The 24,638-nt window shown below is 43.7% G+C and carries 24 protein-coding genes; 19 read left to right on the top strand and 5 right to left on the bottom strand.

The window, feature by feature from the left end; genetic code table 11:
- Nucleotides 1-2 precede the first annotated feature (2 nt).
- A complete protein-coding gene (pdxR, locus tag MHB56_RS07430; protein ID WP_248549389.1) occupies nucleotides 3-1,433 on the top strand; it encodes a MocR-like pyridoxine biosynthesis transcription factor PdxR in 1,431 nt (476 codons plus the stop codon).
- A gap of 5 nt (nucleotides 1,434-1,438) precedes the next feature.
- Here pdxR and MHB56_RS07425 read toward each other — a convergent pair whose 3' ends face one another.
- A complete protein-coding gene (locus MHB56_RS07425; protein WP_341143435.1) occupies nucleotides 1,439-3,373 on the bottom strand; it encodes a S8 family peptidase in 1,935 nt (644 codons plus the stop codon).
- A 316-nt stretch (nucleotides 3,374-3,689) separates the two neighbouring features.
- Here MHB56_RS07425 and MHB56_RS07420 point away from each other — a divergent pair, with 316 nt between their 5' ends.
- From MHB56_RS07420 to thiI, 6 genes are all read left to right on the top strand, one after another.
- The gene (locus MHB56_RS07420; RefSeq protein ID WP_036683764.1) at nucleotides 3,690-4,187 is read left to right on the top strand and encodes a YpuI family protein; all 498 of its coding nucleotides are present in this window, start codon (nucleotides 3,690-3,692) and stop codon (nucleotides 4,185-4,187) included.
- A 166-nt stretch (nucleotides 4,188-4,353) separates the two neighbouring features.
- A complete protein-coding gene (locus MHB56_RS07415) occupies nucleotides 4,354-4,575 on the top strand; it encodes a DUF1540 domain-containing protein (RefSeq protein ID WP_036683762.1) in 222 nt (73 codons plus the stop codon).
- 12 nt (nucleotides 4,576-4,587) lie between these two features.
- Nucleotides 4,588-4,998: a hypothetical protein gene (locus tag MHB56_RS07410; RefSeq protein WP_038572882.1), complete on the top strand. Its 411-nt coding sequence runs from the start codon at nucleotides 4,588-4,590 to the stop codon at nucleotides 4,996-4,998.
- Nucleotides 4,999-5,184: 186 nt separating this feature from the next.
- Nucleotides 5,185-5,889 (top strand): lytic transglycosylase domain-containing protein, encoded by a 705-nt coding sequence (locus tag MHB56_RS07405; protein WP_038572880.1) that lies wholly within the window; start codon nucleotides 5,185-5,187, stop codon nucleotides 5,887-5,889.
- 82 nt (nucleotides 5,890-5,971) lie between these two features.
- The gene (locus tag MHB56_RS07400) at nucleotides 5,972-7,123 is read left to right on the top strand and encodes a cysteine desulfurase family protein (RefSeq protein WP_076304288.1); all 1,152 of its coding nucleotides are present in this window, start codon (nucleotides 5,972-5,974) and stop codon (nucleotides 7,121-7,123) included.
- 3 nt (nucleotides 7,124-7,126) lie between these two features.
- Nucleotides 7,127-8,413 (top strand): tRNA uracil 4-sulfurtransferase ThiI, encoded by a 1,287-nt coding sequence (gene thiI, locus MHB56_RS07395; RefSeq protein WP_081382359.1) that lies wholly within the window; start codon nucleotides 7,127-7,129, stop codon nucleotides 8,411-8,413.
- A 67-nt stretch (nucleotides 8,414-8,480) separates the two neighbouring features.
- Here the strand turns inward: thiI and MHB56_RS07390 are convergent, their stop codons facing one another.
- Nucleotides 8,481-9,173: a TerC family protein gene (locus MHB56_RS07390; RefSeq protein ID WP_076217854.1), complete on the bottom strand. Its 693-nt coding sequence runs from the start codon at nucleotides 9,171-9,173 to the stop codon at nucleotides 8,481-8,483.
- A 171-nt stretch (nucleotides 9,174-9,344) separates the two neighbouring features.
- Here MHB56_RS07390 and MHB56_RS07385 point away from each other — a divergent pair, with 171 nt between their 5' ends.
- The 6 genes from MHB56_RS07385 to MHB56_RS07360 all read left to right on the top strand — a co-directional run bounded on the left by MHB56_RS07385 (nucleotide 9,345) and on the right by MHB56_RS07360 (nucleotide 14,944).
- A complete protein-coding gene (locus MHB56_RS07385) occupies nucleotides 9,345-10,004 on the top strand; it encodes a TerC family protein (RefSeq protein ID WP_076136549.1) in 660 nt (219 codons plus the stop codon).
- Nucleotides 10,005-10,224: 220 nt separating this feature from the next.
- Nucleotides 10,225-10,734 (top strand): hypothetical protein, encoded by a 510-nt coding sequence (locus MHB56_RS07380; protein WP_076129027.1) that lies wholly within the window; start codon nucleotides 10,225-10,227, stop codon nucleotides 10,732-10,734.
- Nucleotides 10,735-10,939: 205 nt separating this feature from the next.
- Entirely contained in the window at nucleotides 10,940-12,781 is a 1,842-nt protein-coding gene (gene typA / locus MHB56_RS07375) for a translational GTPase TypA (protein WP_076129029.1), read from the top strand.
- Nucleotides 12,782-12,910: 129 nt separating this feature from the next.
- Entirely contained in the window at nucleotides 12,911-13,207 is a 297-nt protein-coding gene (locus tag MHB56_RS07370) for a YlaH-like family protein (protein ID WP_036683721.1), read from the top strand.
- An 82-nt stretch (nucleotides 13,208-13,289) separates the two neighbouring features.
- Nucleotides 13,290-14,390, top strand: coding sequence for an LCP family protein (locus tag MHB56_RS07365; RefSeq protein WP_076129031.1), 1,101 nt, complete (start codon nucleotides 13,290-13,292; stop codon nucleotides 14,388-14,390).
- A 101-nt stretch (nucleotides 14,391-14,491) separates the two neighbouring features.
- Nucleotides 14,492-14,944: a pyridoxamine 5'-phosphate oxidase family protein gene (locus MHB56_RS07360; protein ID WP_341143434.1), complete on the top strand. Its 453-nt coding sequence runs from the start codon at nucleotides 14,492-14,494 to the stop codon at nucleotides 14,942-14,944.
- A 55-nt stretch (nucleotides 14,945-14,999) separates the two neighbouring features.
- Here MHB56_RS07360 and MHB56_RS07355 read toward each other — a convergent pair whose 3' ends face one another.
- Nucleotides 15,000-15,575 carry a YhcN/YlaJ family sporulation lipoprotein gene (locus tag MHB56_RS07355; protein ID WP_076129034.1) on the bottom strand — a complete coding sequence of 192 codons (576 nt, stop codon included), beginning with the start codon at nucleotides 15,573-15,575 and terminating at the stop codon, nucleotides 15,000-15,002.
- Between the two features lie 107 nt (nucleotides 15,576-15,682).
- Between MHB56_RS07355 and MHB56_RS07350 the strand changes: the two genes are divergently transcribed.
- Both MHB56_RS07350 and MHB56_RS07345 read left to right on the top strand, forming a co-directional pair.
- Nucleotides 15,683-17,014, top strand: coding sequence for a PhoH family protein (locus MHB56_RS07350; RefSeq protein ID WP_036683710.1), 1,332 nt, complete (start codon nucleotides 15,683-15,685; stop codon nucleotides 17,012-17,014).
- A gap of 380 nt (nucleotides 17,015-17,394) precedes the next feature.
- Nucleotides 17,395-18,621 carry an extracellular solute-binding protein gene (locus MHB56_RS07345; RefSeq protein WP_076217857.1) on the top strand — a complete coding sequence of 409 codons (1,227 nt, stop codon included), beginning with the start codon at nucleotides 17,395-17,397 and terminating at the stop codon, nucleotides 18,619-18,621.
- On the opposite strand, the gene MHB56_RS07340 is transcribed toward MHB56_RS07345, so the two are convergent.
- Together MHB56_RS07340 and MHB56_RS07335 are read right to left on the bottom strand one after the other, a co-directional pair.
- The gene (locus tag MHB56_RS07340; protein ID WP_254847653.1) at nucleotides 18,613-19,740 is read right to left on the bottom strand and encodes a coiled-coil domain-containing protein; all 1,128 of its coding nucleotides are present in this window, start codon (nucleotides 19,738-19,740) and stop codon (nucleotides 18,613-18,615) included. The genes MHB56_RS07345 and MHB56_RS07340 overlap by 9 nt on opposite strands.
- A gap of 140 nt (nucleotides 19,741-19,880) precedes the next feature.
- Entirely contained in the window at nucleotides 19,881-20,117 is a 237-nt protein-coding gene (locus MHB56_RS07335) for a DUF2626 family protein (protein WP_036683705.1), read from the bottom strand.
- Between the two features lie 345 nt (nucleotides 20,118-20,462).
- Between MHB56_RS07335 and MHB56_RS07330 the strand changes: the two genes are divergently transcribed.
- The 4 genes from MHB56_RS07330 to MHB56_RS07315 all read left to right on the top strand — a co-directional run bounded on the left by MHB56_RS07330 (nucleotide 20,463) and on the right by MHB56_RS07315 (nucleotide 24,451).
- A complete protein-coding gene (locus MHB56_RS07330; protein WP_036683702.1) occupies nucleotides 20,463-21,113 on the top strand; it encodes an RsfA family transcriptional regulator in 651 nt (216 codons plus the stop codon).
- A gap of 107 nt (nucleotides 21,114-21,220) precedes the next feature.
- A complete protein-coding gene (locus tag MHB56_RS07325) occupies nucleotides 21,221-22,183 on the top strand; it encodes a ketopantoate reductase family protein (protein ID WP_341143433.1) in 963 nt (320 codons plus the stop codon).
- Nucleotides 22,184-22,204: 21 nt separating this feature from the next.
- On the top strand, nucleotides 22,205-22,591 hold the full coding sequence (locus MHB56_RS07320; RefSeq protein WP_036683696.1) for a DUF3397 domain-containing protein: 387 nt from the start codon (nucleotides 22,205-22,207) through the stop codon (nucleotides 22,589-22,591).
- A gap of 150 nt (nucleotides 22,592-22,741) precedes the next feature.
- Complete coding sequence (locus MHB56_RS07315) at nucleotides 22,742-24,451, top strand: peptide ABC transporter substrate-binding protein (RefSeq protein ID WP_076129042.1); 1,710 nt, start codon at nucleotides 22,742-22,744, stop codon at nucleotides 24,449-24,451.
- The last annotated feature ends 187 nt before the right edge of the window (nucleotides 24,452-24,638 follow it).

Here is a 24,638-nt window from a genome sequence, read left to right as displayed (position 1 = left end):
TCATGCATATCGATTTGAATCGCAGCGGCAGTAAAACTCTGCCCCATCAAATCAGTGAAACCCTCAGTCAGCGGATCTCATCAGGACTGCTTCAGCAAGGTGTCCGGCTGCCCTCCGTTAGAAGTCTAGCTATAACATTGAACGTGAGTCAGGTTACAGTAAGCAAGGCTTACGATATGCTTGAGAAACGAGGACTTATATACTGCAGACAGGGCAAAGGCTGCTTTGTGGCCGATCCAACCCATAATAGACGTCAAGAAGAGGGTTGCTGGCAGGATTTATATGATGATTATTTGCCGAGGGCTCAGCTTTGGCGGAATTTTGATGTTTCAGAAGTGAAATATCCCTTTCATTTAGCCGCCATCCACAGTGAGCTGCTGCCACTTCAAGATATTGGTGACACCTACGCATCCTTGGTCAAAGAGCAACCGGAGCTTATGGCAACCTACGGGAATTTTCAGGGAGATCTTGAGCTGCGGAATGTCATGAGAGAACATTTGAAATCGCGTGGGATTTCGCTAACTTCTTCCGATTTGATGATAACCAGCGGGACCCAGCAAGGCATTGATCTGGTGGCTCGTACATTTGTTGGTCCTGGAGATACAGTCTATCTTGAGGCGCCTAGCTATACTGGTGCTATTGATGTTTTTGCGGGACGAGGTGCAGAGATGATTTTTGTGCCTACGGATAGTGAAGGGATGCGAGTGGATGTTCTTACAAAAATGTGTGATCAAAGACCTCCAAAGCTAATTTATACCATCCCTACTTTTCAAAATCCAAGCGGCGTAACTATGAGCATCACAAGAAGACAACGACTGCTGGAATTAGCGCGCAGCTACCGTTGCCTCATTGTTGAGGATGACCCATTTAGTGATTTATATTTCCATGCACCACCACCTAGGGCGATTAAATCAATGGATCCCGATGGACATGTAGTCTATATGAAAAGCTTTAGCAAAGTACTTGCACCTGGTTGCCGAATCGCCTGTGTGGCTGCAGAAGGAAATATTCTGTCCCGGCTGATCGCCGCTAAATCTGCGAGTGATCTAGGAAGTCCCTTGCTGACACAGAAGGCCGTATTACCCTTCATCGCTGAAAAATACGACGCCTACGCAGCACAGCTACGAATAACACTCCGTGGTCGTATGGAAAAGGCGGCGAAGCTTCTGAAGCTGTACGCTCCGCCTGGAGTGAACTATATTCTACCAGAGGGAGGACTTAATCTCTGGCTGGAGCTGCCCCCTTCTCCTGATATCGCAAGCCTGCATGACTTGGCGGAGCAGGAGAGCATTTCTTTTTTACCCGGTGATGTCTGTTACTCTGCGGAAACGCCTTCCCGCCACATCCGTCTTTGCTATTCGCAAATGAAGGAATCGGAAATGGAGGAAGGGTTACAGCGGTTTCTGCGCTTACTTGGCCGGTTTTTGCAATGACACGGTTATGGGGTGTTATTTGTTCTTTGTTTTAATTGATTCATTTGCTGGCGTACATGTTGAGGAAAAAGCTGCAATGGAACTTGATTGCCGCTTGCCGCTTGTAGCGTTTTATAAATATCGACCTGACCCCAGCCAAAGTATTTATCATGGCCGGAAGTTCCCAGATCAACAGCGTTTTTGGTCATAAGGTCCATAACTTCCTTATTCGTCAGATTAGGATTCAGTGAACGTACCAGACCCGCCAGCGCAGCGACATGGGGACTGGCCATCGACGTGCCGGATAAAGCGGCATACTGGCTGTCCGGATAGGTGCTTGCGATGCTTTCTCCGGGTGCAGCGACATCAATATAATCGCCGTAGTTGGAGAAGGAGGCTTTTTCCCCTGAAGCATTTGTAGCAGCCACTGCAATCACTTCGGGATAAGCTGCAGGGTATCCAGGCCGTTCTGTATTATCATTGCCTGCTGCAGACACAAGCACGATGTCCCGGTCATAGGCGTATTTAATCGCATCATGGAGGAACTGCGAGTCGGCATAATTCCCTAAACTTAAGTTAATAACCTTTGCGCCATTGTCAGCTGCCCATATGATACCTTCTGCTACGGAATAAGTCGTTCCGGCACCTGAGTTATCTAGCGCTTTTACAGGGAGGATCTTATTGTACCAGCTGATGCCAGCTACACCTTCCCCGTTGTTAACAAGTGCGCCAATGATTCCAGATACATGTGTACCGTGACCTACATCATCCTCGGGTGTGGAACCATTGGTAATGGCATTGTAACCAGTCAAAAGCTTACCTTGTAAATCAGGATGATTAATCTGTACTCCCGTATCGACTACGGCTACAACCACTTCTTTGCTGCCTTTGGAAAGATTCCAACCTAGCTCAGTTTCAATCGCCGGGAGGTTCCATTGGTAAGTGGAGAATAACATGTCGTTAGGCGTGACAGTTCCTTCAGCGTTTTTAGTGAGGGTATCATTGGTTAAATACATATAGTGAGGTTCCGTATACTCGGGATGCCATTTGTTGGTGAAATAGGATTTCAGCTGATAATAGGTCATCTTCTCAGAGCGAAAGATATAGGCATATCCCAGCTTGCGTGGCTGCTTGCAGTGGATATCGGCGGTTATCGTCTGGAGCTGTCCCTGAGTCGGAGCATTTCCCTTAAAACGGACTACAATTTCATTCTCATAAAAATGGCTGGCATTTTCGTTATCATGGCCGGTCTTGACTGTAATGTCCTTTAAGTTATCGGTATGGACTGATTCCACATGGTATTTGCCTTCCTTAGGATACGGAATGAGACGCAGGTTCTTCAGCTGATGGTCTGCCACACGCCCAAGCACCTTTTGGTTGATGAGAGCAATAATCCCTACATTTTTCTGTTTGTTCCGCTGAGCGATAAAGTAATATTTTTCTTTACCGATTGTAAACGTTGGAGATTCATAGGATTGATGACCGTGGATTGCTGTTTTTGCCGTATTGAGATATTTTAGAAGCTGTTTGTTCTCCTGTTCGGTTCCTTTTGGAAAAGACGATTTAAAGGTCTCAGTCTTTTGTGTGCGGAAATCGATCCACATCAGCATGGAGATAAACCCGTGGTCTTGCTGCAATCGTTTCGCATACACTGATTTATCATGAATCGAAGACATCCCGTCTGTTTCAGACAGGAGTTTAGTTAAGTGTCTACTGACATCGACTCTATTCAGATGATCTGTCGCCTCCACATCCTGGCTTAAGGAGGTTTTCTTTAATGTTTTTTCCTGAGAAGGATTTGGAGGTGAATGCAAAGCTGAAGTTGGAGCCGGATTCTGAACAGCGACTTTTGCGACATCTCTGGTCGTCCCATTAGTGGCAGGGCGCAGGGCAAAGGTAAGTAACCCAACTGTAAAAGCTGCTGTAACCAAACCTGCAACTGTTAGATTTTTTCGTGACATGATTTCCGCTCCTCTATGCAATGTAATGTCTATAGGTTTAGAAGAGAGCGTATCTTTTATGCATCTTAGAAAAGGATACCTTCCTAACGTTTTTTATGATAATATCAGAGAGAATAAGTATCTCGAATTGTCTTCTTGATTTTGTAAGAGATACCTCATTAGATGTTGTTCTTAATAATTGTTCAGAAGGTTAGACTTCTCTGTGTTCACATCCTGATATTGCAAGAATAAAGAGATACGTCTTTAGGGCGGTTTCTTTCAGAGGATTAACTTTATTGACTACAAGAGCAGGGAATAATAAGGAGGAGCAACCGCTATGTCAGCAGCCAATGTGCAGAAATTATGTGAATCGACGAGAGATAAACTTAAAGTGGTAATCGACAAAATGGAAGTATTTCTAAATGAGCATGCATTGCCTCAGCTTGTAGTTGAGGGAGATGAGGAAACCGTACAATTTTACCAAGGTTTTCTGTCCGATCTTCGTCACCTATTAGTGTTCTCGGAAATGTCATATGAGAAATTAGGCGTTGCGCTGCGTCGTGCGACATTCGATGAATCTTTTGCACAGAAAGCGCTTTATAATGTATATCACTATGGTGTGAACAACTTCTTTTATCCGAAAAATGAAAGTTATTCTGAAGATGGCCGTTACGCCTATACAGGTCAGGATGCAATCCGTTTCCGCAAAAAGCCAGTACGTCCCGCACGTGATATCATCCTAGAAATCACCAAAACGTATGAAGATCTTCGCGATGATCTCATTTATTATGAGAACGACTATTTGACCGAGAAACGTATGCAAAATCAGGTTTAACTTCTAAATAGTGATCTAAAGGGATCAGCACTTTGTCATTTTTGTAATGACGATGAGCTGGTCCTTTTTTGCGTGGATTAAAAGCCTGTCTCGATACATCAACTGGAAACCACTCTGTCGAATAGCGGGTAAATGGAGCGGACATAATGAAGCCGAGGTGATAATTATGTCGAGTGAAAAACCACTAGTAAAATGTAGCGTGAGCAATTGTCATTATTGGGGCGAGCATAATTTATGCCGGGCTGAAGAAATTGTCATCGAGATCGATAAGCACGTAGGCAATGGTTATAAGGAAGAATATGCTGAAGAAATGACAAATGAAGGTCACCGCGATCATGCCAGTACATCATCTGCAACATGTTGTCTGACGTTTAAGCCGAACGCTTAGGAGGCCGCCAGAATGGACACAGAAAAGGATAATGAATCAAGCTCATCACGGGAACAATCCGGTCCGAGAAAAGTCATTCTTCGTCCGCGGAGAGTGGACTATCCTCGGCGGGACAGAGAGCATCGCGAAGAATACGCTGCTGAGGTAAATCCGGTTCCAATGCAGGTTCGGGATGCCCCGCGGATAGTGGAAGAACGCAAGGACAGTGAAGCGGAATATAGTGGAAGCCGGGTAATGGGGTATGTTGGACTGGGGATGGGGATCGCCTCATTGTTCATCTGGTCTTTTATTCTCGGACCCATCGCTGCCGTAGTTGGTTATTATTCCTATGTCAAAGAGCAAAAAACGCTTGGGGCATGGGCAATGGGCTTAGGGATTGTTGCGACACTAAGTTACTTCGTGATGATTCCCTTTGCGCGCTAAAAAGAACTGAATGGCTTTGATCTAAACAGGCTTTTAGACCTAAATATCAGGGTCTGAAGTCTGTTTTTTCATTCCAACATATAGCAATAATCTCAGATAAAATGTAAGATTAAGCCGTAATTCATCGAAATTTCAACGCGAAACCTTATATATGATTCGAGTAGGACAAAAAAGGAGTGCGCCAGCATGCAGATCAATCCCGCTGTAACCGACGGGTTAGGGCAACTTAAATGGATCAACCTTAAGGCTACAACCGAAAAAACTAGCTCCGCGAATGGAAATGAACGGTCAACGGGAGTTTCAGCTTCTGGATTTGCGACAATGCTTCAGGCAATGTCAACGAGTAGTGAAAGTTCAAGCTATTTGACTTCTCTCCCGGATGCAACTTCAGTCAGCAGCTTGTTATGGCAGCAGATAGGTGGGACAACAGAAACTTTCAATAACATAATTTCCGGGGAAATAACGGGTTCCACACCTACGAGCTATGATGATCTCATCCAGAAGGCGAGTGCTAAATATGGCGTGCCGATTGATCTGATCAAAGCAGTGATTGATACTGAATCTTCGTTTAATCCTAATGTGGTCTCTTCGGCAGGGGCTAAAGGTTTAATGCAGCTTATGGATGGCACCGCGAGCGGCTTAGGGGTTACTGATTCGTTCGATCCGGCGCAAAACATTGATGGCGGCGTACGTTATTTATCTTATCAACTGAAACGCTTTGGCGGAGAGGAAAAGATGGCACTTGCAGCGTACAACGCAGGGCCGGGACGGGTAACAGATCTGGGAGTAACCAATGATCAGGAATTATTGGAGAAACTTAGCCTGCTTCCAAAAGAGACACAGTCTTATATCTTTAAAATAGAACGCGCTCGCGCTCAATACGCGGTATAATAAAAAGGATCAAACGGGAAACACCGTTTGATCCTTTTTCGATAATAAGTTCACTCAACGAAGTAAAGGAGACATTTGACATATGCTTTACTGGGATTATGCCGCCGCTACACCGCCCTATGAAGAAGTGGTGCAGACGATGGAACAAATTATGAAGCTGCATTATGCGAACCCTTCCTCTTTGCACCGTGCGGGCAGTGAAGCGGGTAAGCTGATCAGACGGTCGCGTGAAGTATGCGCTGCTGCTTTATCTGTACAACCGCAAGAGATTCTATTTACTTCTGGTGCAACGGAAAGCAATAATTTGGCGATAAAAGGCGCTGCTCTGCAATATCAGACTAGAGGTCGCCATTTGGTAACTACAGAAATAGAGCATCCCTCTGTATATGAGAGTTTCCTGCAATTGCAGCGAATGGGCTGGGAGGTTACTTTTGTAGCACCCGATAGCACTGGCGTTGTTGATCCTGATCGCGTAGCTGCTGCTATCCGGCGCGACACAGTGCTTGTTAGTGTGATGCATGTCAATAACGAGATTGGAACGATACAACCGCTTAAAGAGATGGGAAAGCTGATTAAAGCTGTGAATCCGCGAACCTTATTTCATGTAGATGGTGTTCAGGGATATGGTAAGCTTGCAGTTGATTTAAAGGATTGGCAGGTGGATCTTTATAGCCTGTCTCCTCATAAGCTTCGAGGCCCACGTGGAGTGGGATTACTGTATATCAAAGAGGGAATTAAGCTATTCCCATTGCTTACAGGGGGCTCTCATGAAGAAGGACAACGCGCTGGAACTGAAAATGTACCTGCGATTGTCGCATCCTCCAAAGCTATCCGCATGAGTGGTGAGCAGCGCGAAACCTTCGTTGCCCAGTTGGTTCCACTCCGAGATCGATTATTACGCTTCTTGCGCACCGTTCCTGAATTTGTTATAAACAGCAGAGAGGATGGAGCTCCCCATATTGTGCATTTCTCTTACCCTGGCATGAAGGGAGAGGTATTCGCCCGCAAGCTAGAGGAACTGGGGATGGCTGTCTCCACCCGTTCGGCCTGCTCCTCACGACTGGCTGAGCCTAGTCGTGTATTATTGTCTATGGGTAAAGATGTCTCCAGTGCTTCAGGTGGGATTCGTATTAGCCTTGGCGACAGTCATACAGATGAGGATGTCGCTGCGCTTGAGCAAGCATTAACCACTGCGGTACAAGCTTTAAAGATTGCTGAAGGAGGAATGAAGTAACAAATGAGCATGATGAATAAGGAATCTGCAGAAGGCAGAGCCCATAGTATAGAATACGCTGATATGCTGCTCCTGCGTTTTGGAGAGTTTACTTTAAAGGGCAAAAATCGTACCCGATTTGAAAAAACCGTACTGCGTCATGTGAAGGAATTGATTAAGCCTTATCCAAACGTAGTTCTGAGCAAGGAATTCGGAAGAATTTACGTGGAATTGAACGGGGAATCTGCGATTGAATTGGTACAAGCACTGAAGAATGTATTTGGCATTGCTTCAGTTAGTCCAGTGAAGGTTTCTAAGTCAGAGCTTGAGGATATTGTAGCGGTCAGCCGTCAATTTTTGGAGATAATCGCGCCTGCTCCGGGCACCAGATTTAAGGTTAATGCTCGGCGGGTATGGAAAGAGTTCCCTTACGGCTCCATTGAGATGAATAAACTGATCGCGACACCACTATTGCAAGGATATCCTGGCCTCACCGTAGACGTTAAATCGCCTGAATTAGAGCTGAGGGTCGAAATTCGTCAGGGACATACTTATATTTTCTGTGAAAATATTGCCGGTGTAGGTGGATTTCCATTAGGCACTAACGGAAAAGCGATGTTATTGCTGTCCGGTGGCATTGATAGTCCCGTAGCAGGCTGGTCATCCATGCGGCGCGGACTTGAAGTGGAGTGCGTGCACTTCTACAGTTATCCTTATACAAGCGAGCTTGCTAGACAAAAAGTTGTGGATCTTGCGCGGGTATTGTCACGTTATGCGGGTGTAATCAAGCTGCATCTGGTACCCTTTACTGAAGTGCAGACTTCCTTTACCGGCATCGGCCAGGATAATCTGATTATTACACTGATGCGGCGGGCAATGCTGAGAATTACTACCCAGCTTGCTGAGCGCGAAGGTGCATTGGCGATTGTAACCGGGGATAGTCTGGGACAAGTCGCTAGCCAGACCTTGCCAAGCATGAACGTGATTGGCCGGGCGACAACCCTACCCCTTCTGCGTCCGCTGGTAATGATGGACAAAAGTGATATTGTGGACCTGTCGAAGAACATCGGTACCTATGATTTGTCTATCCTTCCTTATGAGGATTGCTGTACTTTATTTGTTCCAAAATCACCTACAACAAATCCGAATTTACGGATTGTGGATAAGATAGAGGCTACGCTTCCGGGATATTCTGAACTTCTGGAAGCGGCGATTGAAGCCACAGAGACCGTGTTAATCACTCCCTATGGAGATGAGAAGCCTAGTGATGTTGTAAGTGTCGAGGCTGGTTTACAGGAAGAATGGTTCTAAAGTAATAAACCAAAAAACTGCCTTGAAGCGTAGTGAAATCTACGTTCTGAGGCAGTTTTTTTGTGGTTTAGACGAATGTGCCCTCCTGAGGCTCTTCTGGTTTTGATTGGCGTTTCCAATGTCCCGCTGCCAAGATACCTATAATGATCACGATTATAAACAGATATTTGAGCAGCGGATGATGATTAAAAAATGGCGCAAGCTGATGTTCATCCGTAATCATACTTGAAGCAGTAAAACCTAAGACAGCAGAACCAATATAAATGATCCATGGATATTTGTTGATTAATTTAATAAAAAGGGTACTTCCCCACACAACGATGGGAACACTGATCAGCAGTCCTATGATAACCAGTGAGATATTATGCTTGGCAGCTCCGGCAATGGCGATCACATTATCAAGGCCCATGGCAGCATCAGCTAAAATGATTGTCCCTACAGCGGACCACAAGCTTTGACCTGCCTTGATATCTGTTGAAGTGTTCTCACTGGTTAACAGCTTATAGGCAATCAGAATGAGTAAAATCCCTCCGGCAAGCAGTAACCAGGGGATTTTCAACAGCCATACGACCAGAATCGTTGCGAAGATCCGCAACACTACAGCACCTGCTGTTCCAAATACGATAGCCTTCTTTTGCGTGTCTGACGGTAAATTACGCGCCGCAAGACCGATCACAATGGCATTATCTCCCGCCAAAATAAGATCTAGAAAAATAATGTTGAGCAGCGATAATATAAACTCCCAGATGGATGTATTCAAAGCGAAGTCACTCCCAAGTTTGTTAGATTGAGCTTCAAAATATGCTTAGTTTTGTATACGCAAAAAAAGGAGCCAACATGCGTTCACGCTCAAAAAAAGTTGGACAGGAAGCATAGCTTGTCATTTCCGAACATACAAGTAGTTACATGTGACTCGGGGAGGTAAGTGCGAATGGATTCATTATTGCTCCTTGGTGAAATATTGATGATTAATCTGGTGCTGAGCGGAGATAATGCAATGGTTATTGCAATGGCCAGCAAGGATCTTTCGGCGAAGCACCGAAAGACTGCAGTATGGTGGGGCTCAGCAGGCGCAGTTGTTCTGCGGTGTTTGCTTACTTTTGTTGCGGTATTGCTATTAAAAATCCCTTATATTCAGGCTGGAGGGGGAATGCTGCTGCTATGGATAGCGTTCAAGCTGCTTTTGGAGGAAGAGGAGGATCTCAGAGTAAGGGAATCATCCTCAGTCTGGAAAGCAATCCGAACGATTCTTGTAGCAGACTTCATTATGAGCCTGGATAATGTACTAGCCATTGCAGGAGTAGCTAAAGGAGATTTGGCTTTAATTGTCATCGGGATTGCTCTTAGCATTCCGATAGTAGTGTGGGGAAGCGGCATTATTGTCGGCTGGCTGCACCGGTTTCCAGTGCTCGTATTTATCGGTGCTTATATATTGGCGTTTACAGCAGGGGATATGTTGCTTCAGGATGCAAAATTAGGGACGATGCTCTCCTTTTTGTTCCCTTCCTCACATTCCTATTTGCCCATTGCCTTAGGAATATTAGTTGTCGTTACGGGAGCAATAAAACGCAGAAAAACATCTGCAGGTTAATAAATTGCAATAAAAGGCAATACTAAACGGACATCTCCATAAATTGGAATTGTCCGTTTTTTTTGCGTGATCAGAAGCGCTTATAGACACTGATTAATCACAGGGAGTGATGGCATTTTGTGTATGTTTCGGATAATATATGAGTAAGAATCCTGTCGCTTTCAGGCTATAAGGTGACGAGGAAATGAGGTAGACGTGAAATTGAAGGGATGGGTGAAGGATGTCTTCAAAGAAAGATATACAGCTAGGAATTTTTATTGTTGCTGCTGGCATCGTGATTTTATTAGGTAAGCTGGGCGTCTTCGGATTTTTGGGGCGCGCGCTTTGGCCTCTAGTGATTTTAATTCCAGGAATAGTACTACACATGTTATTTTTCAGCCGTCGTGCTTCGGCCTCGGTATTGGTTCCTGCCGGGATATTAACGGTGTATGGTTTGTTGTTTGGTCTTTGCAATATTTGGGGATGGGGGCTTATGAGAAACTTATGGCCTGTGCTGTTGCTTGGTCTTGCCGTGGGCTTGTATGAATACTCTATCTATGAACCAAGACGGACGGGTGGCCTGTCAGCAATTGCTGTAACATTAGGCTTACTAAGCCTTGCGCTTTGTATTTTCAGCCTTATGGGCACCGGCGCGATATACCTGATCGGGATTGTATTAATAGCTGTAGGAATTTGGCTGATTACCGGTCGAGGCAGAGCACGTGGCCGGAATAGATGGTATCGAAGCTAATTGCTGTAGGATCTTGTGAAAAAAAACGGAAATTGGTAACTGTTTTTTCATAAAAAGACTTGCTTTTCATGGTACTTTCACTATAATATTAATGTTATGTTGAAGCGTCGGCTTTCTGCCTGGCGCTTCTTTTGTGAGACTGCCGTGACATGCTATGAATTTTAACAGTTTTAATTTGATAAATGAGAGGATTTGGATACAAATCATGCATTCAAGAAAAGATATTCGCAACATTGCGATCATTGCCCACGTTGACCATGGCAAAACAACACTCGTCGATCAGCTCCTTCAACAATCGGGGATCTTCAGCGCCCATGAGCACTTGCAAGAACGTGCTATGGACTCTAATGATATCGAACGGGAACGTGGAATTACAATCCTAGCTAAAAATACAGCAATTACTTATAAAGAGTTTTTGATCAACATTGTGGATACACCTGGACATGCTGACTTTGGTGGCGAAGTAGAACGGATCATGAAAATGGTTGACGGTGTATTGCTGGTTGTTGATGCTTATGAAGGCTGCATGCCGCAAACGAAATTCGTTCTGCGTAAAGCATTGGAACAAAAACTTACACCGATCGTTGTCGTGAACAAGATTGACCGTCCAGCTGCTCGTCCTAAGGAAGTTATTGATGAAGTGCTCGATTTGTTCATCGAACTTGAAGCAAATGACGAACAATTGGAATTCCCTGTTGTTTATGCATCTGCTCTTAATGGTACATCAAGCATGGTTCCTGAGAAACAAGATGAAACGATGCTTTCGCTCTACGAAACCATTGTTGAACATATTCCAGCTCCAACCGAAAGTGTTGAAGAACCGCTTCAATTCCTCGTAACGTTGATGGATTATAACGAATACTTGGGTCGTATTGCGATTGGACGTGTTAACCGCGGTGTGATCAAACAAGGTCAATCTGTAACAGTTATTATGCGTGATGGTAAGAGCAAAACTGCACGTATCGAGAAATTGTTCGGCTTCCAAGGTTTGAAACGTATTGAAACAGAGCAAGCGGGCGCAGGGGATATCGTTGCTATTGCAGGGATCAAGGACATCAACATTGGTGAGACCATTGCTGATCCTGCAAACCCTGAAGCACTTCCGGTTCTGAAGATTGACGAACCAACCATGCAAATGACATTCCTAGTGAATAACAGTCCTTTTGCTGGTAAAGAAGGTAAATGGGTAACTTCCCGTAAACTACGTGAGCGTCTATTTAAAGAACTTGAAACAGACGTGAGTTTGCGTGTGGAAGAAACTGATAGTCCTGATGCATTTATCGTTTCTGGACGCGGTGAGCTTCACCTTGGTATTCTGATCGAGAATATGCGTCGTGAAGGTTATGAAATGCAAGTTTCTAAACCACAAGTAATCATTAAAGAAATCGACGGTGTCAAAATGGAGCCGCTTGAGCGTCTAATGATTGATATTCCAGAAGAGAGCATGGGCTCTGTTATGGAGAGTCTGGGTACTCGTAAAGCCGAAATGGTCAATATGATTAACAACGGTACGGGTCAAGTACGTCTGGAGTTCCTGATTCCTGCACGTGGATTGATTGGTTACAACACTTACTTCTTGACTTTGACACGCGGTTACGGCGTTATGAACCATGCTTTTGACAGCTACGCTCCACTGGTTGCTGGTCAAGTTGGCGGACGTCATCAAGGTGTGCTTGTAGCAAGTGAGACTGGATCAACAACTCAATATGGAATCGTGGGTGTTGAGGATCGTGGTATTCTCTTCTTGGATGCAGGTACAGAAATTTATGAAGGTATGATCGTAGGCGAGCATACCCGTGATAACGATATTATCGTTAACATCTGTAAGGAAAAAGCACTTACCAACATGCGTACCTCAGGCAAAGATGATACTGTAAAAATGAAGACACCACGCACCTTCTCTTTGGAAGGCGCACTTGAATATTTGAACGATGATGAATATTGTGAAATTACACCTAAATCCATTCGTTTGCGTAAAAAGATTCTGAACAAAGGCGAACGCGAACGTGTAGAGAAACAACGTAAAACAGCACAAGCCAACGCGTAAACACATGCTTATGAATAAGACCGCCGGATTATTGCATCCGGCGGCTTTTTTTAATATAAGAAACAAAAAATTCCCCTACTGATGATATAATGTAAACGTATCTTAAATTTGGGAGGAGTGCGGTTATCTATGCAGGTGTGGTTCGCTGAGCATCCAATCGTCGCTTATATTGTTATCTTTATATTGCTTACTTTTGTTTATAATCAAGTCTTTCGTGTGAATCAAAAGTTATCGATTGGCAAGGAAATCATGCTCTACATAATGATGGCGATTGGCTCTGGCATGCTCCTCATTTTCCAACATGATAAGCTTCCGATTATCCAGTGTCTGTTGGTTGCTGTCGGATTAATGCTGATGGTACGGATACGTTATATAGTAGAAGCTCGACAGAAGAGAAAGGCTGCGGCAGCAGCGAAGAGATCGTAATCGCAACTTTTGTACCTTAAGGATCGTCTAATTAATGTAGCAATTCTAATTCTAAATGAAATGAAAAGGACTTTATTCTATTATGAGTACAAGAAACAGCGGTTTACCTCCAAGAGCAAACGGGCAACAACCTACTAATAGAAAACAGCCTGTGAAGGGTGCTTCTAAGAAAAAAACGAAAAAGAAAGTGAAAAAGAGAGGTTTTTTTGGCAGATTAGTTAGAGTATTGTTAACTTTGCTAATTATTGCGATCCTCGGCGTGCTGGGTTATGGCGGTTATCTGTATTGGAAGCTTGAACATGGCGTATTTAATGCAGGGGTTGAGGGTACGGTTGCTCCAGGGCATTCCGCTTCAGAAAAACCACTGACAATGCTTATACTGGGAACGGATAACAGACCTAAACACGAGTCTTATTTGACTGACGTGATCATGGTTGCAGCACTTAATCCTAAGACTAAATCAGCGACTATTGTTTCGCTTCCTCGTGATACCTATGTGGAGCTAAGCGGCTATAAGAAGACGAAAATTAATGAATTTTATGCTCGTTTCAAGGGTAAGGAGAAATCCTCTGGTCTACTGGCTGAAGATGAGATGAAGACGATGATGGGTAAGTATTTGGATATTGATGTAGATTATACAACGATTCTTGATTTTCAGGGCTTCCGTGATGTAGTGGACGAGCTTGGGGGAGTCGAAGTAAATATTAGTGAAAATATGTGTTATACAGACACTGTGGATGGCACGAATATCAATCTGAAAAAGGGTCCGGCAGAGCTGGATGGAAAAAATGCACTGGACTATGTGCGGTATCGTAAATCCAATTGCAAGCCTAAGACCAACGCATCAGATGATTTTGATCGCAACAAACGCCAGAACGAAGTTCTGAACAGTCTGGTGGATCAGATGCAATCGCTTGGTGGCGTATTAAAAATCGGCAAGGTGCTTGATGCAGTGGACAGTAACATGAAGACAGATATCGAAAATTCGCAAATCAAAGATATGATTGCGACGTATTGGAAGATTTCCAAAGAGAATATCGAATTCAAGCCGGTTACTGGAACGTGGCGAAGTCCATATGTATATATTAATGATGAGGAGTTTGAGGCCGCTAAGAAAAGCTTGCAGGATCGGATTGCAGGAATTTCCACGGGAGCTGATTCGACAGCTGCTGAGACGCCTTGAGGACCTTAATATCTTCCATAGCTAAAATTGAATGCAAGTTTCAGCCTGTGCTATAATATAATAAATCGAATGAATTAACGTCGCATAGGGGGCCAGTACTTATGTCCGAAGCCGTTGCTCAGCTGAATGAAACTTTGCTATCGATGCTGCAATCGGAAACCTTTGTTCTTCTAAACACAGTTGATGCGGAGACAGGCGGTCCTACATCCACAGCTATTTCGTGGCTTTATGCTGTTAGTCCTAGTACTGTGCGTTTGGCTATTGATCATCGTTCAAGACTTGTGAATAATATGAAGGTTAATCCATTAATAACTATAACTGTGTTTGGTGAAGTAACTGTCTATGCCATTAACGGTAGTGCTGCTGTAAGGCAGGACCCGCTAGAAGATGTTCCTTTTAAGATGTGCTGTTTTGATGTTGAAATTCAAGCGGTCCGCAACGCGCTTTTTTACGGCGCGCAGCTGGACTCCGCCCCAAGATATGCGAAAGTTTATGATGGACGTGCCGCTGAGAAGTTGGACGGACAAGTATTTGCTGCCATGAAAAAAGCCTAGTGAAAATATCACTGGGCTTTTTTTGAACTCAAAGAACATCTTTTGTTCTTAATCTCTACTGTGCATTTTTTTGCGGCTTGGTATCCTCTGGCAGCTGTGGCATGATTCGTCCGATAATATCGGCCAGCTCGGATGAGAATCCGGATATCGGATGTCCCTTGGAGATATGGCGGCTCATTTCCGCTAATCTGCTGGAGAGATCCATATCCGCAGTGACAAGCGCCCGTACACTTCTTGGGTCTTTGCGGATGGCTTCCGCTACAGAATATTTGATGCTTCCTACACGTGAACGGCCCAGAGAACCTTCTACATCAAGACCAACTATGGCAACTTTGTTCATGACTACACAGTGTGCGCCATTTACACCGGGAACTCTTTTGGCCAACTGTTCAAAATGATCCTTAAGTGCAATTTCACTTTCTCCATTAACATTGACGGCTTGACCAGCTTTTGAGGTGGCTTTAGGATTAGTCGCACCATCATTGGACAATTGCCGAACCTCATGGTTCCCCGTACCCTTTACAGCATTCGCAGATTGTTTATTCTGAGGAGAGGGTGATGTCTTTTTATTAGCGATACCGCAGCTTGTCAGTAGCAGCAGTACCAGCAACAGACATATTGATTTTCTCATATGTGATTACTCCTTTCAGCCAAAGAATCGTTTCTGTACCATATCTTTTCCCTTGGCGGAAAGAGTTATGTATGATCAATCAAACCAGGCGCTGTGGAGGGGATAATATGAACAAGATATTTGTGCTAGATACCAACGTGCTTTTGCACGACCCCAATTCAATTTTCTCTTTCAAGGAGCATGAGGTGGTTATTCCGGCTGTTGTGCTGGAAGAAATCGACTCCAAGAAGCGCAATGCTGACGAAATCGGTCGGAATGCCCGTACGGTATCCCGATTGCTTGATGGACTCCGGGAACTAGGTCATTTGCATAGTGGTGTGGAACTGGAGCATGGAGGCAAGCTGAAGGTAGAACTTAACCATCGCAGTTTTGTGAAGGTACAGGAAATGTTTGGTGAGGTGTCTAACGACAATCGGATTTTGGCTGTTGCTCTCAATTATTTGAATGAAGAGAATGAGAAGCCCGATCCGCGTCCCGTTGTGCTTGTGAGCAAGGATGTACTGGTTCGTATTAAAGCGGATGTACTGGGAATTACGCCAGAGGATTATTTGTCAGATCGTACTGGAGACTTAAATGAACTATACACTGGTTACCAATCTCTGCAGGTTCATCCCGCATTGATTGATGAATATTACAGTCACCGCTCTCTGACGGTAAAACAGCTTGCGTTGTCGTATCCGTTGTACCCTCATGAATTTGTGATTCTCAAGGATGAGATTGGCACTGGCAAATCAGCTCTTCTCAAAGTGAATAGTGATGCCACACGTCTGGAGCCACTCTATCTGGGCAATGATTCGGTTTGGGGGATTAGCGCCCGTAATGCTCAACAACGAATGGCACTGGAGCTGCTGCTAAATGATGAAATCCCACTCGTAACGATCACGGGTAAGGCTGGGACAGGGAAGACGTTATTGGCGCTTGCAGCCGGACTATTCAAAGTGGAGGATGAACATAAATACAAAAAATTGCTTATCGCCCGTCCGGTCGTTCCTATGGGTAAAGACATTGGGTATTTGCCCGGTGAGAAGGATGAGAAGCTTAGACCCTGGATGCAGCCTATTTATGATAATCTGGAATTCCTGTTCGATACCAAAAAAGCTGGCGATATCGATAAAATCTTAATGGGGTTAGGAAGTATACAGGTAGAAGCCTTAACCTATATTCGCGGCCGTTCAATCCCATCACAGTTCATTATTATTGATGAGGCGCAGAACCTTTCCCGTCATGAGGTGAAGACCATTGTCTCCAGAGCGGGAGAAGGAAGTAAAGTCATTCTAATGGGCGATCCGGAGCAAATCGATCATCCATATCTGGATGCTGCGAGCAACGGACTGAGCTATATCGTCGAGAAGTTTAAACAGCAAGGGATTAGCGGACATATTACTTTGGAAAAAGGTGAGCGTTCCCGCTTGGCGCAATTGGCCGCGGATCTACTCTAACCGTTCATCAATCCTATTTTCAGCCGGGAGAAGCAAACACTCCCGGCTTTTTCCTGCCCGCCCGGAAACGGCAGAGGAATTTAAAGTTGGTTGTGGTGATTAGAGCCATGGAAAGAAAGTTTGGAACTGTAAAAGCGAAGCGTTCGCCTTTATCCTCGGATTTTAACCGCATGATGCGGTAATTAAATCAGGAAATCTGAGGATAACAGCGATCGGAAGTCCAAAGCTTTCTTGTAATGGCGGTCAGATCACCTTCCTATTTTTAATGCCTCTGGCGTATCACCCATATAATAGAAAGAGAACGGTTTCACAAACTAAAGACAAGCACCGGAGGGTTTGGTAAAATAGGGGAGACCAATCAAAAGGGAAGGTGGGAAATCGTGCTGAAACGCAAAAATTATTGGCTGCTTTTTGCAATTTTACTACTATCGCTGACAAGCCTGTCGCCCAGTATGGAATTGAGTACCAGTAACGATCCACGTCCTATGAAAAGACCACAAAGTCAGTCGACTCATCCCTCTTCCGGAGATGAGGGAACTATAGATAGCTTACACATAAGAGTATCTTTAAATAGCGAAGAATTTAGTGAACTGGAGCTCCTTAGCAACCGTTATACCTTAGAAAGTGGAGTAAAGGTTATTTTAAGCAATGTGGATATGGAGGATGCCGATGAGGTATTGAAGCATGATTTAACGATCGGGGACAGCCCGGATATAGTCATGGCAGATGGACGAAGCATTCTGGACTGGGCCACACGTGGATATTTATTGCCGATGGATGTGTATCAGAGCGTTCCGGGGAGTGCACCGTTAACACAGTTGATCCCCTGGATGCAGTGGAATGGATATAATTGGGGAGTCCCGTTAGATATAGATCCTTACGTGCTTGTTTATTCCCCACAACGGCTGGCGGAGCTGGGTTTTAATGCATTACCCAAAAGCCTCGAAGAGTGGAATATCCTGCTTCAGAATGTGCTAAAAGAGCAAGGGAAATATTTACTTGCGATGGATACCCGCAATCCTTATGGATTGTCAGCGGTAATGGAGAGCATGAATAGCAGCTTGTTAGCAGATAACCAAAATGTGTTGAATTGGATTCAGAATGCCCGCAGTTATTTTTATCTCACCAGCCGCTACAATAAAGATGTCTGGGATATGCTCCAAGGAGGTAGTGTCGCCGTTGCTTCATTACCGTTATCCGAGTGGCAGAAGCATGGAAATTCATCCCTTGCTGCTGTACCGGCCCTGACTGCTAATAATGGGGGTGGGTTTGAATCCTGTTACAGTCGATCTTTTGCCCTTCCAGCTCAATCTCAAAGTCCAAAGGAAGCTGTGAATTGGCTGACCTTTATCACCTCAGAGGATGCTCAGCTGGATTGGTTGGAGAATACGGGTAGCTTGCCGGCGCTTGATGTTCTTTATCGTTCGGAGCATGCTTTTAAATACAAGCTTCCTTTCGATGTTGAGCTATTGCTGACAGAAGAAACCGCCCCGGAGGATGAGTCACAGGGCGGCTGGAGTAAGGTTGTTGAAGCTGTATCGTTACTATTAACAGGGCAGATAGATGCGGAAGGCTACAAAGAATTTCTAAAAGAAGGCCTAAAATGAAATGGAAAGCTTAACATGCAAGACGCCCTCTTGGCTATCTACTGCCGTGGCACGAAGGAAAGACACTATTTTGCCTGGATAAAAGCCTAAGTCAAATTCTTCTTCCAACGTTTTTCTTGTTGTGTCAGGCAATTCAAGACCGTTAAATACAATATGATCGACTTGGAATATAAGGCCGTTGATCGGTTCTTCCTGAATGGTATAGTGACCGGTCAGTGAAAGGGCTAGCGCTCCGCTTTTTCCAGTGGCAGTAATCGATCCGTCATTGAAATGAAAGGCGAAGTCTTTAAACAGCGAATTCTGCGATTGCAAAAATTCATTCAGGTCCTCTTCCTTCAGGTTTAGCTCATAAGTCATTCCCTTTCGAGTCAGTACACCCTCTCGATTCTGAACAAATTGTGGTAGTTTATTCATTGCGGAGGATAACGCCTTGAAATAAGTTTTTACCTCGTGCAGGCCGATATTCTCCCAATATAATGTGAATTCTTTAAGTAGAGTACTCATATTTTCAGGATCGCTGCTATTTTTAATCCCACCCTCAATATCCTTGTTGAGCGCGTTTACCCGAACTTGCTGTTCCTCCAGAGCCGTACGCAATCGGGCGAGCTCTTCCGAGTTTCGCTTCGCAGTCTGAAGGGTAGCCTTCAAATCCTTATATTGTTCTTCATATTGTGAGAGAATATCGCGGTCATTTCCAATAATAATCTCATAATAATCGAACAGAGCCAGGAATCTGCTGATACTTTTTGCTGAAAAAAACGCGGCCAGAAGATTATCTCTATCCCCCATATAATAAGAACGCACAACTGCACCTGCCCGTTCCTGTTGGTCCGCAATGGCTGTTTTTTTCTGGGTAGCTTGTCTGTTCAGGCTTTCTACCTTTTGTTCAAGCGCTTTTTGTTCGGCTGTAATCTTGATGATTTCACGTTCAATTTCTGCAGAAGACAAGGTCTGTTCAAGTAGTTTACGGGTTTCTTCATTATCTGGTATAGCAGAGTTGAAAAAATCACCGCTAGGATCGGCAGACAAGTACTTCACAGGTTGTAACGGAAACAAAGTACAGCAGAAGAGAATTAGTATGGTTGCAATCATGCGGCTTTGTAAATTGCGGGAGCGCACCACACCACCACCTTTTTTTTGAAATGATATATGTATGTACTAATAATATGTTTAACCCTTCTAAAATAGCATACAAACAAAAAAACGGAAGTGATCCTTATAAGATAAGGACCTCATCCGCTCCAAAAGAGTACTGCAATTTATAGTGGAAGACCCATTTGAAAGATCGTCCAATAACTAAATCCGGTGAAAGTCAGAATCATGTATGCCCAGAAGAGAAGAACATAAGTTTTTTCAGTAAATTTCATATAGCCTAGTATTACGAAAAATGCAGTTTGCAAAAAGAAAAGCAAGGCCATTTCTGTTAGACCTCCGGCGAAAGCCATCAATCCAATAGCTAATGTGAAAAAACCTAATACCCGAAACATGCGGTCCAAGAGAGAGTCCCCCTTCCAGTATGTATCTCACGAATATTCCTTCGATTTATTATACCCTCAACATAATTATGTGTAAACGAATTCATTGAAAAAAATGCACTAATCTTCAAAAAATGTGATTTTTATAATTGACCTGAGTGATTAGTGCTTTAAAAAAGAGAATTTATAGTTTTATGCGTATGATGTACGCAGATAATGGAAATACAAATTAGTATCAAATAGATTCTATGAACTCTATGAGAAGCATAGAAATGGAGTAAGCAGCTTTTATCCCTATTCACTACCCGGCAGAACTGCCGGTTATGGAGATGGTTATTTCATGACGTTGTTAGGAGGTTTGGCTTTATGACAGCCGTTAGACAGGACGCTTGGAGTGCAGAAGATGATCTAATATTGGCAGAAGTAACTTTGCGACACATTCGGGAGGGCAGCACACAGCTTGCCGCTTTTGAAGAGGTGGGTGAAAAAATCGGCAGAACTTCGGCCGCTTGCGGATTCCGCTGGAACAGTTGTGTTCGGAAAAGTTATGAAGGTGCCATCGGTATTGCTAAAGGGCAACGTCAAAAGCGTAGCTACCTGAAAAAGCAGCCGTCAGTAAGAGGAGCGCAAGTAGCTGGTCTCATTCTGGGTGATGTCGATGAGGAATTTGGGCGCGGTGAGGGATTAAGTGAAAACACATTATCCATTGATGCGGTCATTCGTTTCTTAAGACAATGGAAGGGTACGATCCAGGAAGCAGGACGTCAGCTGAAAATGCTGGAAAGAGACCTGCGCGAGAAGGAAGATGAATTAACAGAATTACGATCTGAGAATGAGCGGTTGTCTAAAGAGGTTAATCTTGCTCAAAGCGACTACCGGGTAGTCAACGATGATTACAAAGCTTTAATTCAGATTATGGATCGTGCTCGCAGGCTTGCTTTCTTAAATGAAGAAGAAGAAGAAATGAAGACTCGTTTCAAAATGGATGGTAACGGAAATTTAGAACGCATTGAATAAACGATAGGTTAACTAACAATCCCGCAAGTGGTCTGCTTTTTAAGCACCACTTGCGGGGTTTTTGGTATACTTAGAAAAATTGTGCTTAAGATCAGCAGGAGGGTTATATGAAAATTGATATAATTGGTGCAGGTTCACTCGGGCTGCTGCTGGCAGGGAGACTGATCCAAGCCGAGAATGATGTGAGACTGTGGTGCCGAGGGATAGAACAATGCCAACGATTAGGGCGTGATGGCTTAACGGTTACCTACGAGGATGAACGCGAGCCGATAACAATTTCGCAAGATCAGTTTGTATCCGCGCCAATAGGGGAGTTCGCTGGTGCTTATCTAGAAGAGCCGAGTGATTGGATCGTGGTGACGGTTAAACAGAATACTCTACATAATGATTTGCCTGAATTTCTATCCCTACTTAAGGAAGAGCAAGTACATATGATTTGTTTTCAGAATGGTACAGGACATATGGAGATGTTAGGAGGCATGTTGCCAAACGCCAATTTATATGTAGCTGTGACTACGGAGGCTGCGAAGCGCAAATCATTAACTGAGGTCATTCATGCAGGAGCAGGGGAGGTGTGGATAGGAAAATGGAGCTTAGGGGATGGACAAGCTCATAGCATACATAATGATTTAAAAGCGAATAATTTAATAGAAGTTCTCACAATGGCAGGATTCGCAGCCTTTTTGTCGAATGAAGTGGATACCATGATTTACCGGAAGCTCTTGATCAATGCCGTTATAAATCCACTCACGGCGATTTGGCGTATTCCAAATGGGGAGCTGTTGTCTTCAGAGCAACGCCTCCAATTAATGAAGGAAGTTTTTGAAGAAGCAATAATGGTGTATGATTTCTGTGAAATTACTTATGATAAGGATGCTTGGGATAACATCCTTCAGGTGTGCCGGTTAACGTCTGGCAATATTTCATCTATGCTGGCAGATGTACTTGCTTCAAGAACCACAGAAATTCGTTGGATCAATGGAAGTCTTGTAGAAATGGCAGAACGATCTGGAGTGTCGGCACCATTAAATCGCTGGCTCTGCCAATTAGTAGAAGGTATTGGGGTATGATCTCTGGGGAGAGGTGAAGCTATGGGACTGCTGATGGATTCGGTTATTACTTTAAGCGTTATTCCGATTGTGCCGTTTTTGATTGTTTTTTTCATTGGAAAGGGCTTAAAAAAAGATAAAAAGAAAACTTTTATGCTCGCTATGGACGTGACCACATTTTTTTTATTATTGTCGGTCTCCGCATTGTTTAATAACATCTTTAATTCCGGTTTTGGGTTTTACCTTATACTAATTATTGTATTAATATCCGCTGGACTGATTGGCGGAGCTCAAAATCGGATGAAAGGAAAGGTAGATGGGAAGCGGTTATTTCGGGCAGTTTGGAGACTTTCGTTCTTTTTTATGAGCGTCGGATATTTATTATTTATGTTTGTTGGGCTAATTACCTACATATCACAAGCGATGTAACGTTCCACTGCTTCGGTGAAGCGTCAACGTCACAAAAGTTTAAAGTTTTAAAAAAAAAATATTTTCTGAAAACATTGCACTAGATTTTTTTGACCACTGGTTGTATAATCATAAACCATATACCACATTCTATTTAGGGGGAACTGCTAGATGAAGAAGAGTAAAAGTCTATTGCTAATGATTGCATTAGTACTTGTTATCGGCACAGTGCTTGCTGGCTGCGGCGGAAACAATGCAAACAGCGGCAATAAAGGTAACAATGCTAACACTGGTAACACGGCAACTGGTAATGCAGCTACAGAAGAAAAATTGGCTGCTGACCAAACATTGAGAATTAACCTTAGTTCTGAGCCTCCAACATTTGACCCAGGATTGGCTCAAGATAGCCAAGCACACACTGTCCTGACAACAATGTACGAAGGTCTGACTCGCATGAATGCTGAATCTGGTCAAGCTGAACCAGGTGTTGCTGAAAGCTGGGAAGTTTCCGCTGACGGTCTGGTATATACTTTCAAACTCCGTGATTCACAATGGAGTAATGGCGATCCTGTAACAACAGAAGACTTCGTTCGCGCTTGGAAACGCGTGCTCGATCCTGCTGCTGCATCCGCTGCACCTTACGCTTATCAATTGTACTACATCAAAAATGCTCAAAAGTTCTACAACAAGGAAATTACCGATTTCAGTCAAGTAGGTGTCAAAGCGGTTGATGAGAAAACTCTTGAAGTTACTCTTGAAGCCCCAACTCCTTACTTCCTTGGATTGCTTTCCTTCTACACTTATTACCCTGTACACAAATCCATTGAGAGTAATCCTAAATGGGCAACAAGCAAAGATACTATGATCGTTAACGGTGCTTTCACTCTTACTGAGTGGACTACAGGTCAAACACTTGTTGTAACTAAAAACGATAAATATTGGGATAAAGATTCCATTAAACTTAACAAAATCGACTTCTCCCTTGTAAACAGCGGTGCAACTGAGCTGCTCAGCTACAAGAACGGTGAATACGATCGTGCCGGTGGACCAACTGGTGAAATTCCATCAGAACAAATTCCAATCGTGCAAAAAGAACTTCCTAACGAATTCAGCCGTAAAGGTATTGCTTCCGTATACTACTACGAATTCAATATCACTGAAAAACCTTTCACAAACGCTAAAATCCGTAAGGCTCTTGCAATGTCCATTAACCGTCAAGCTTTGATTGACAATGTAGTACAAGGTGGACAATTCCCAGCATACGGTTATGTACCTCCGGGTATCGCTGGTGCTGATGGTGAATACCGTACAGCAGTTAAAGATAGCTACTTCACTGAAGATCTAGAACAAGCTAAAACATTGCTTGCTGAAGGTCTGAAAGAAGAAGGTATGGATAAACTGCCTACATTCTCCCTGACTTACAACACAAGTGAAGGTCACAAGAAAATCGCTTTGGCGATTGCTGATATGTGGAAAAACAATCTTGGTATCGACGTACAAACCGTTAACCAAGAGTGGGCTGTATTTATTGAAAACCGTCAAAACCTGAACTACCAAGTTGCTCGTGCTGGTTGGACTGCGGATTACAATGATCCAATGACTTTCCTTGATATGTGGGTAACAGGTGGCGGTAACAATGATACTGGTTACGCTAACCCTGAGTATGACAAATTGATCAGCGAAGCTAAAACAAGCACTGACTTGGCAGTACGTCAAGAAAAGTTTGCTGCAGCTGAGAAATTGCTCATTGAGCAAGATATGGTTCTGATTCCTTTGTACTACTACACTAACAACTCCCTGACTAAAGAGTACCTTAAAGGTGTTACTCTTGACTTTAGTGGTGCAATTGACTTGACTCGCGGATACTTGCTTGAGCACTAAGATATTGCTTTAGTAATTACAACAGAATAGTTAGTTGACTGAAGTTGCAGAATACTTCGGGATATATATGTGGAATTCCATATATATCCCTTTTTTTGTATTCCTGTCTATTTGTTAATTAATGTTATTAATAACATATATAGAAAATAGACAAAAATCCGTTTTTTTCATAAAATCATTATTATGT

Origin of the sequence: Paenibacillus sp. FSL H8-0315, from assembly GCF_038005365.1 — a bacterium.
Lineage (GTDB): Bacteria > Bacillota > Bacilli > Paenibacillales > Paenibacillaceae > Paenibacillus_AQ > Paenibacillus_AQ odorifer.
The sequence above is the reverse complement of the archived record's forward strand: the minus strand, read 5'-3'. Positions and strand labels throughout refer to the sequence as shown.

Excerpts from the sequence above, each read along its gene's own strand:
- pdxR (WP_248549389.1), top strand. The coding sequence starts at position 3 with ATGCATATCGATTTGAATCGCAGCGGCAGTAAAACTCTGCCCCATCAA.
- MHB56_RS07425 (WP_341143435.1), bottom strand. The coding sequence starts at position 3,373 with ATGTCACGAAAAAATCTAACAGTTGCAGGTTTGGTTACAGCAGCTTTT.
- MHB56_RS07420 (WP_036683764.1), top strand. The coding sequence starts at position 3,690 with ATGTCAGCAGCCAATGTGCAGAAATTATGTGAATCGACGAGAGATAAA.
- MHB56_RS07415 (WP_036683762.1), top strand. The coding sequence starts at position 4,354 with ATGTCGAGTGAAAAACCACTAGTAAAATGTAGCGTGAGCAATTGTCAT.
- MHB56_RS07410 (WP_038572882.1), top strand. The coding sequence starts at position 4,588 with ATGGACACAGAAAAGGATAATGAATCAAGCTCATCACGGGAACAATCC.
- MHB56_RS07405 (WP_038572880.1), top strand. The coding sequence starts at position 5,185 with ATGCAGATCAATCCCGCTGTAACCGACGGGTTAGGGCAACTTAAATGG.
- MHB56_RS07400 (WP_076304288.1), top strand. The coding sequence starts at position 5,972 with ATGCTTTACTGGGATTATGCCGCCGCTACACCGCCCTATGAAGAAGTG.
- thiI (WP_081382359.1), top strand. The coding sequence starts at position 7,127 with ATGAGCATGATGAATAAGGAATCTGCAGAAGGCAGAGCCCATAGTATA.
- MHB56_RS07385 (WP_076136549.1), top strand. The coding sequence starts at position 9,345 with ATGGATTCATTATTGCTCCTTGGTGAAATATTGATGATTAATCTGGTG.
- MHB56_RS07380 (WP_076129027.1), top strand. The coding sequence starts at position 10,225 with ATGTCTTCAAAGAAAGATATACAGCTAGGAATTTTTATTGTTGCTGCT.
- typA (WP_076129029.1), top strand. The coding sequence starts at position 10,940 with ATGCATTCAAGAAAAGATATTCGCAACATTGCGATCATTGCCCACGTT.
- MHB56_RS07370 (WP_036683721.1), top strand. The coding sequence starts at position 12,911 with ATGCAGGTGTGGTTCGCTGAGCATCCAATCGTCGCTTATATTGTTATC.
- MHB56_RS07365 (WP_076129031.1), top strand. The coding sequence starts at position 13,290 with ATGAGTACAAGAAACAGCGGTTTACCTCCAAGAGCAAACGGGCAACAA.
- MHB56_RS07360 (WP_341143434.1), top strand. The coding sequence starts at position 14,492 with ATGTCCGAAGCCGTTGCTCAGCTGAATGAAACTTTGCTATCGATGCTG.
- MHB56_RS07355 (WP_076129034.1), bottom strand. The coding sequence starts at position 15,575 with ATGAGAAAATCAATATGTCTGTTGCTGGTACTGCTGCTACTGACAAGC.
- MHB56_RS07350 (WP_036683710.1), top strand. The coding sequence starts at position 15,683 with ATGAACAAGATATTTGTGCTAGATACCAACGTGCTTTTGCACGACCCC.
- MHB56_RS07330 (WP_036683702.1), top strand. The coding sequence starts at position 20,463 with ATGACAGCCGTTAGACAGGACGCTTGGAGTGCAGAAGATGATCTAATA.
- MHB56_RS07325 (WP_341143433.1), top strand. The coding sequence starts at position 21,221 with ATGAAAATTGATATAATTGGTGCAGGTTCACTCGGGCTGCTGCTGGCA.
- MHB56_RS07320 (WP_036683696.1), top strand. The coding sequence starts at position 22,205 with ATGGGACTGCTGATGGATTCGGTTATTACTTTAAGCGTTATTCCGATT.
- MHB56_RS07315 (WP_076129042.1), top strand. The coding sequence starts at position 22,742 with ATGAAGAAGAGTAAAAGTCTATTGCTAATGATTGCATTAGTACTTGTT.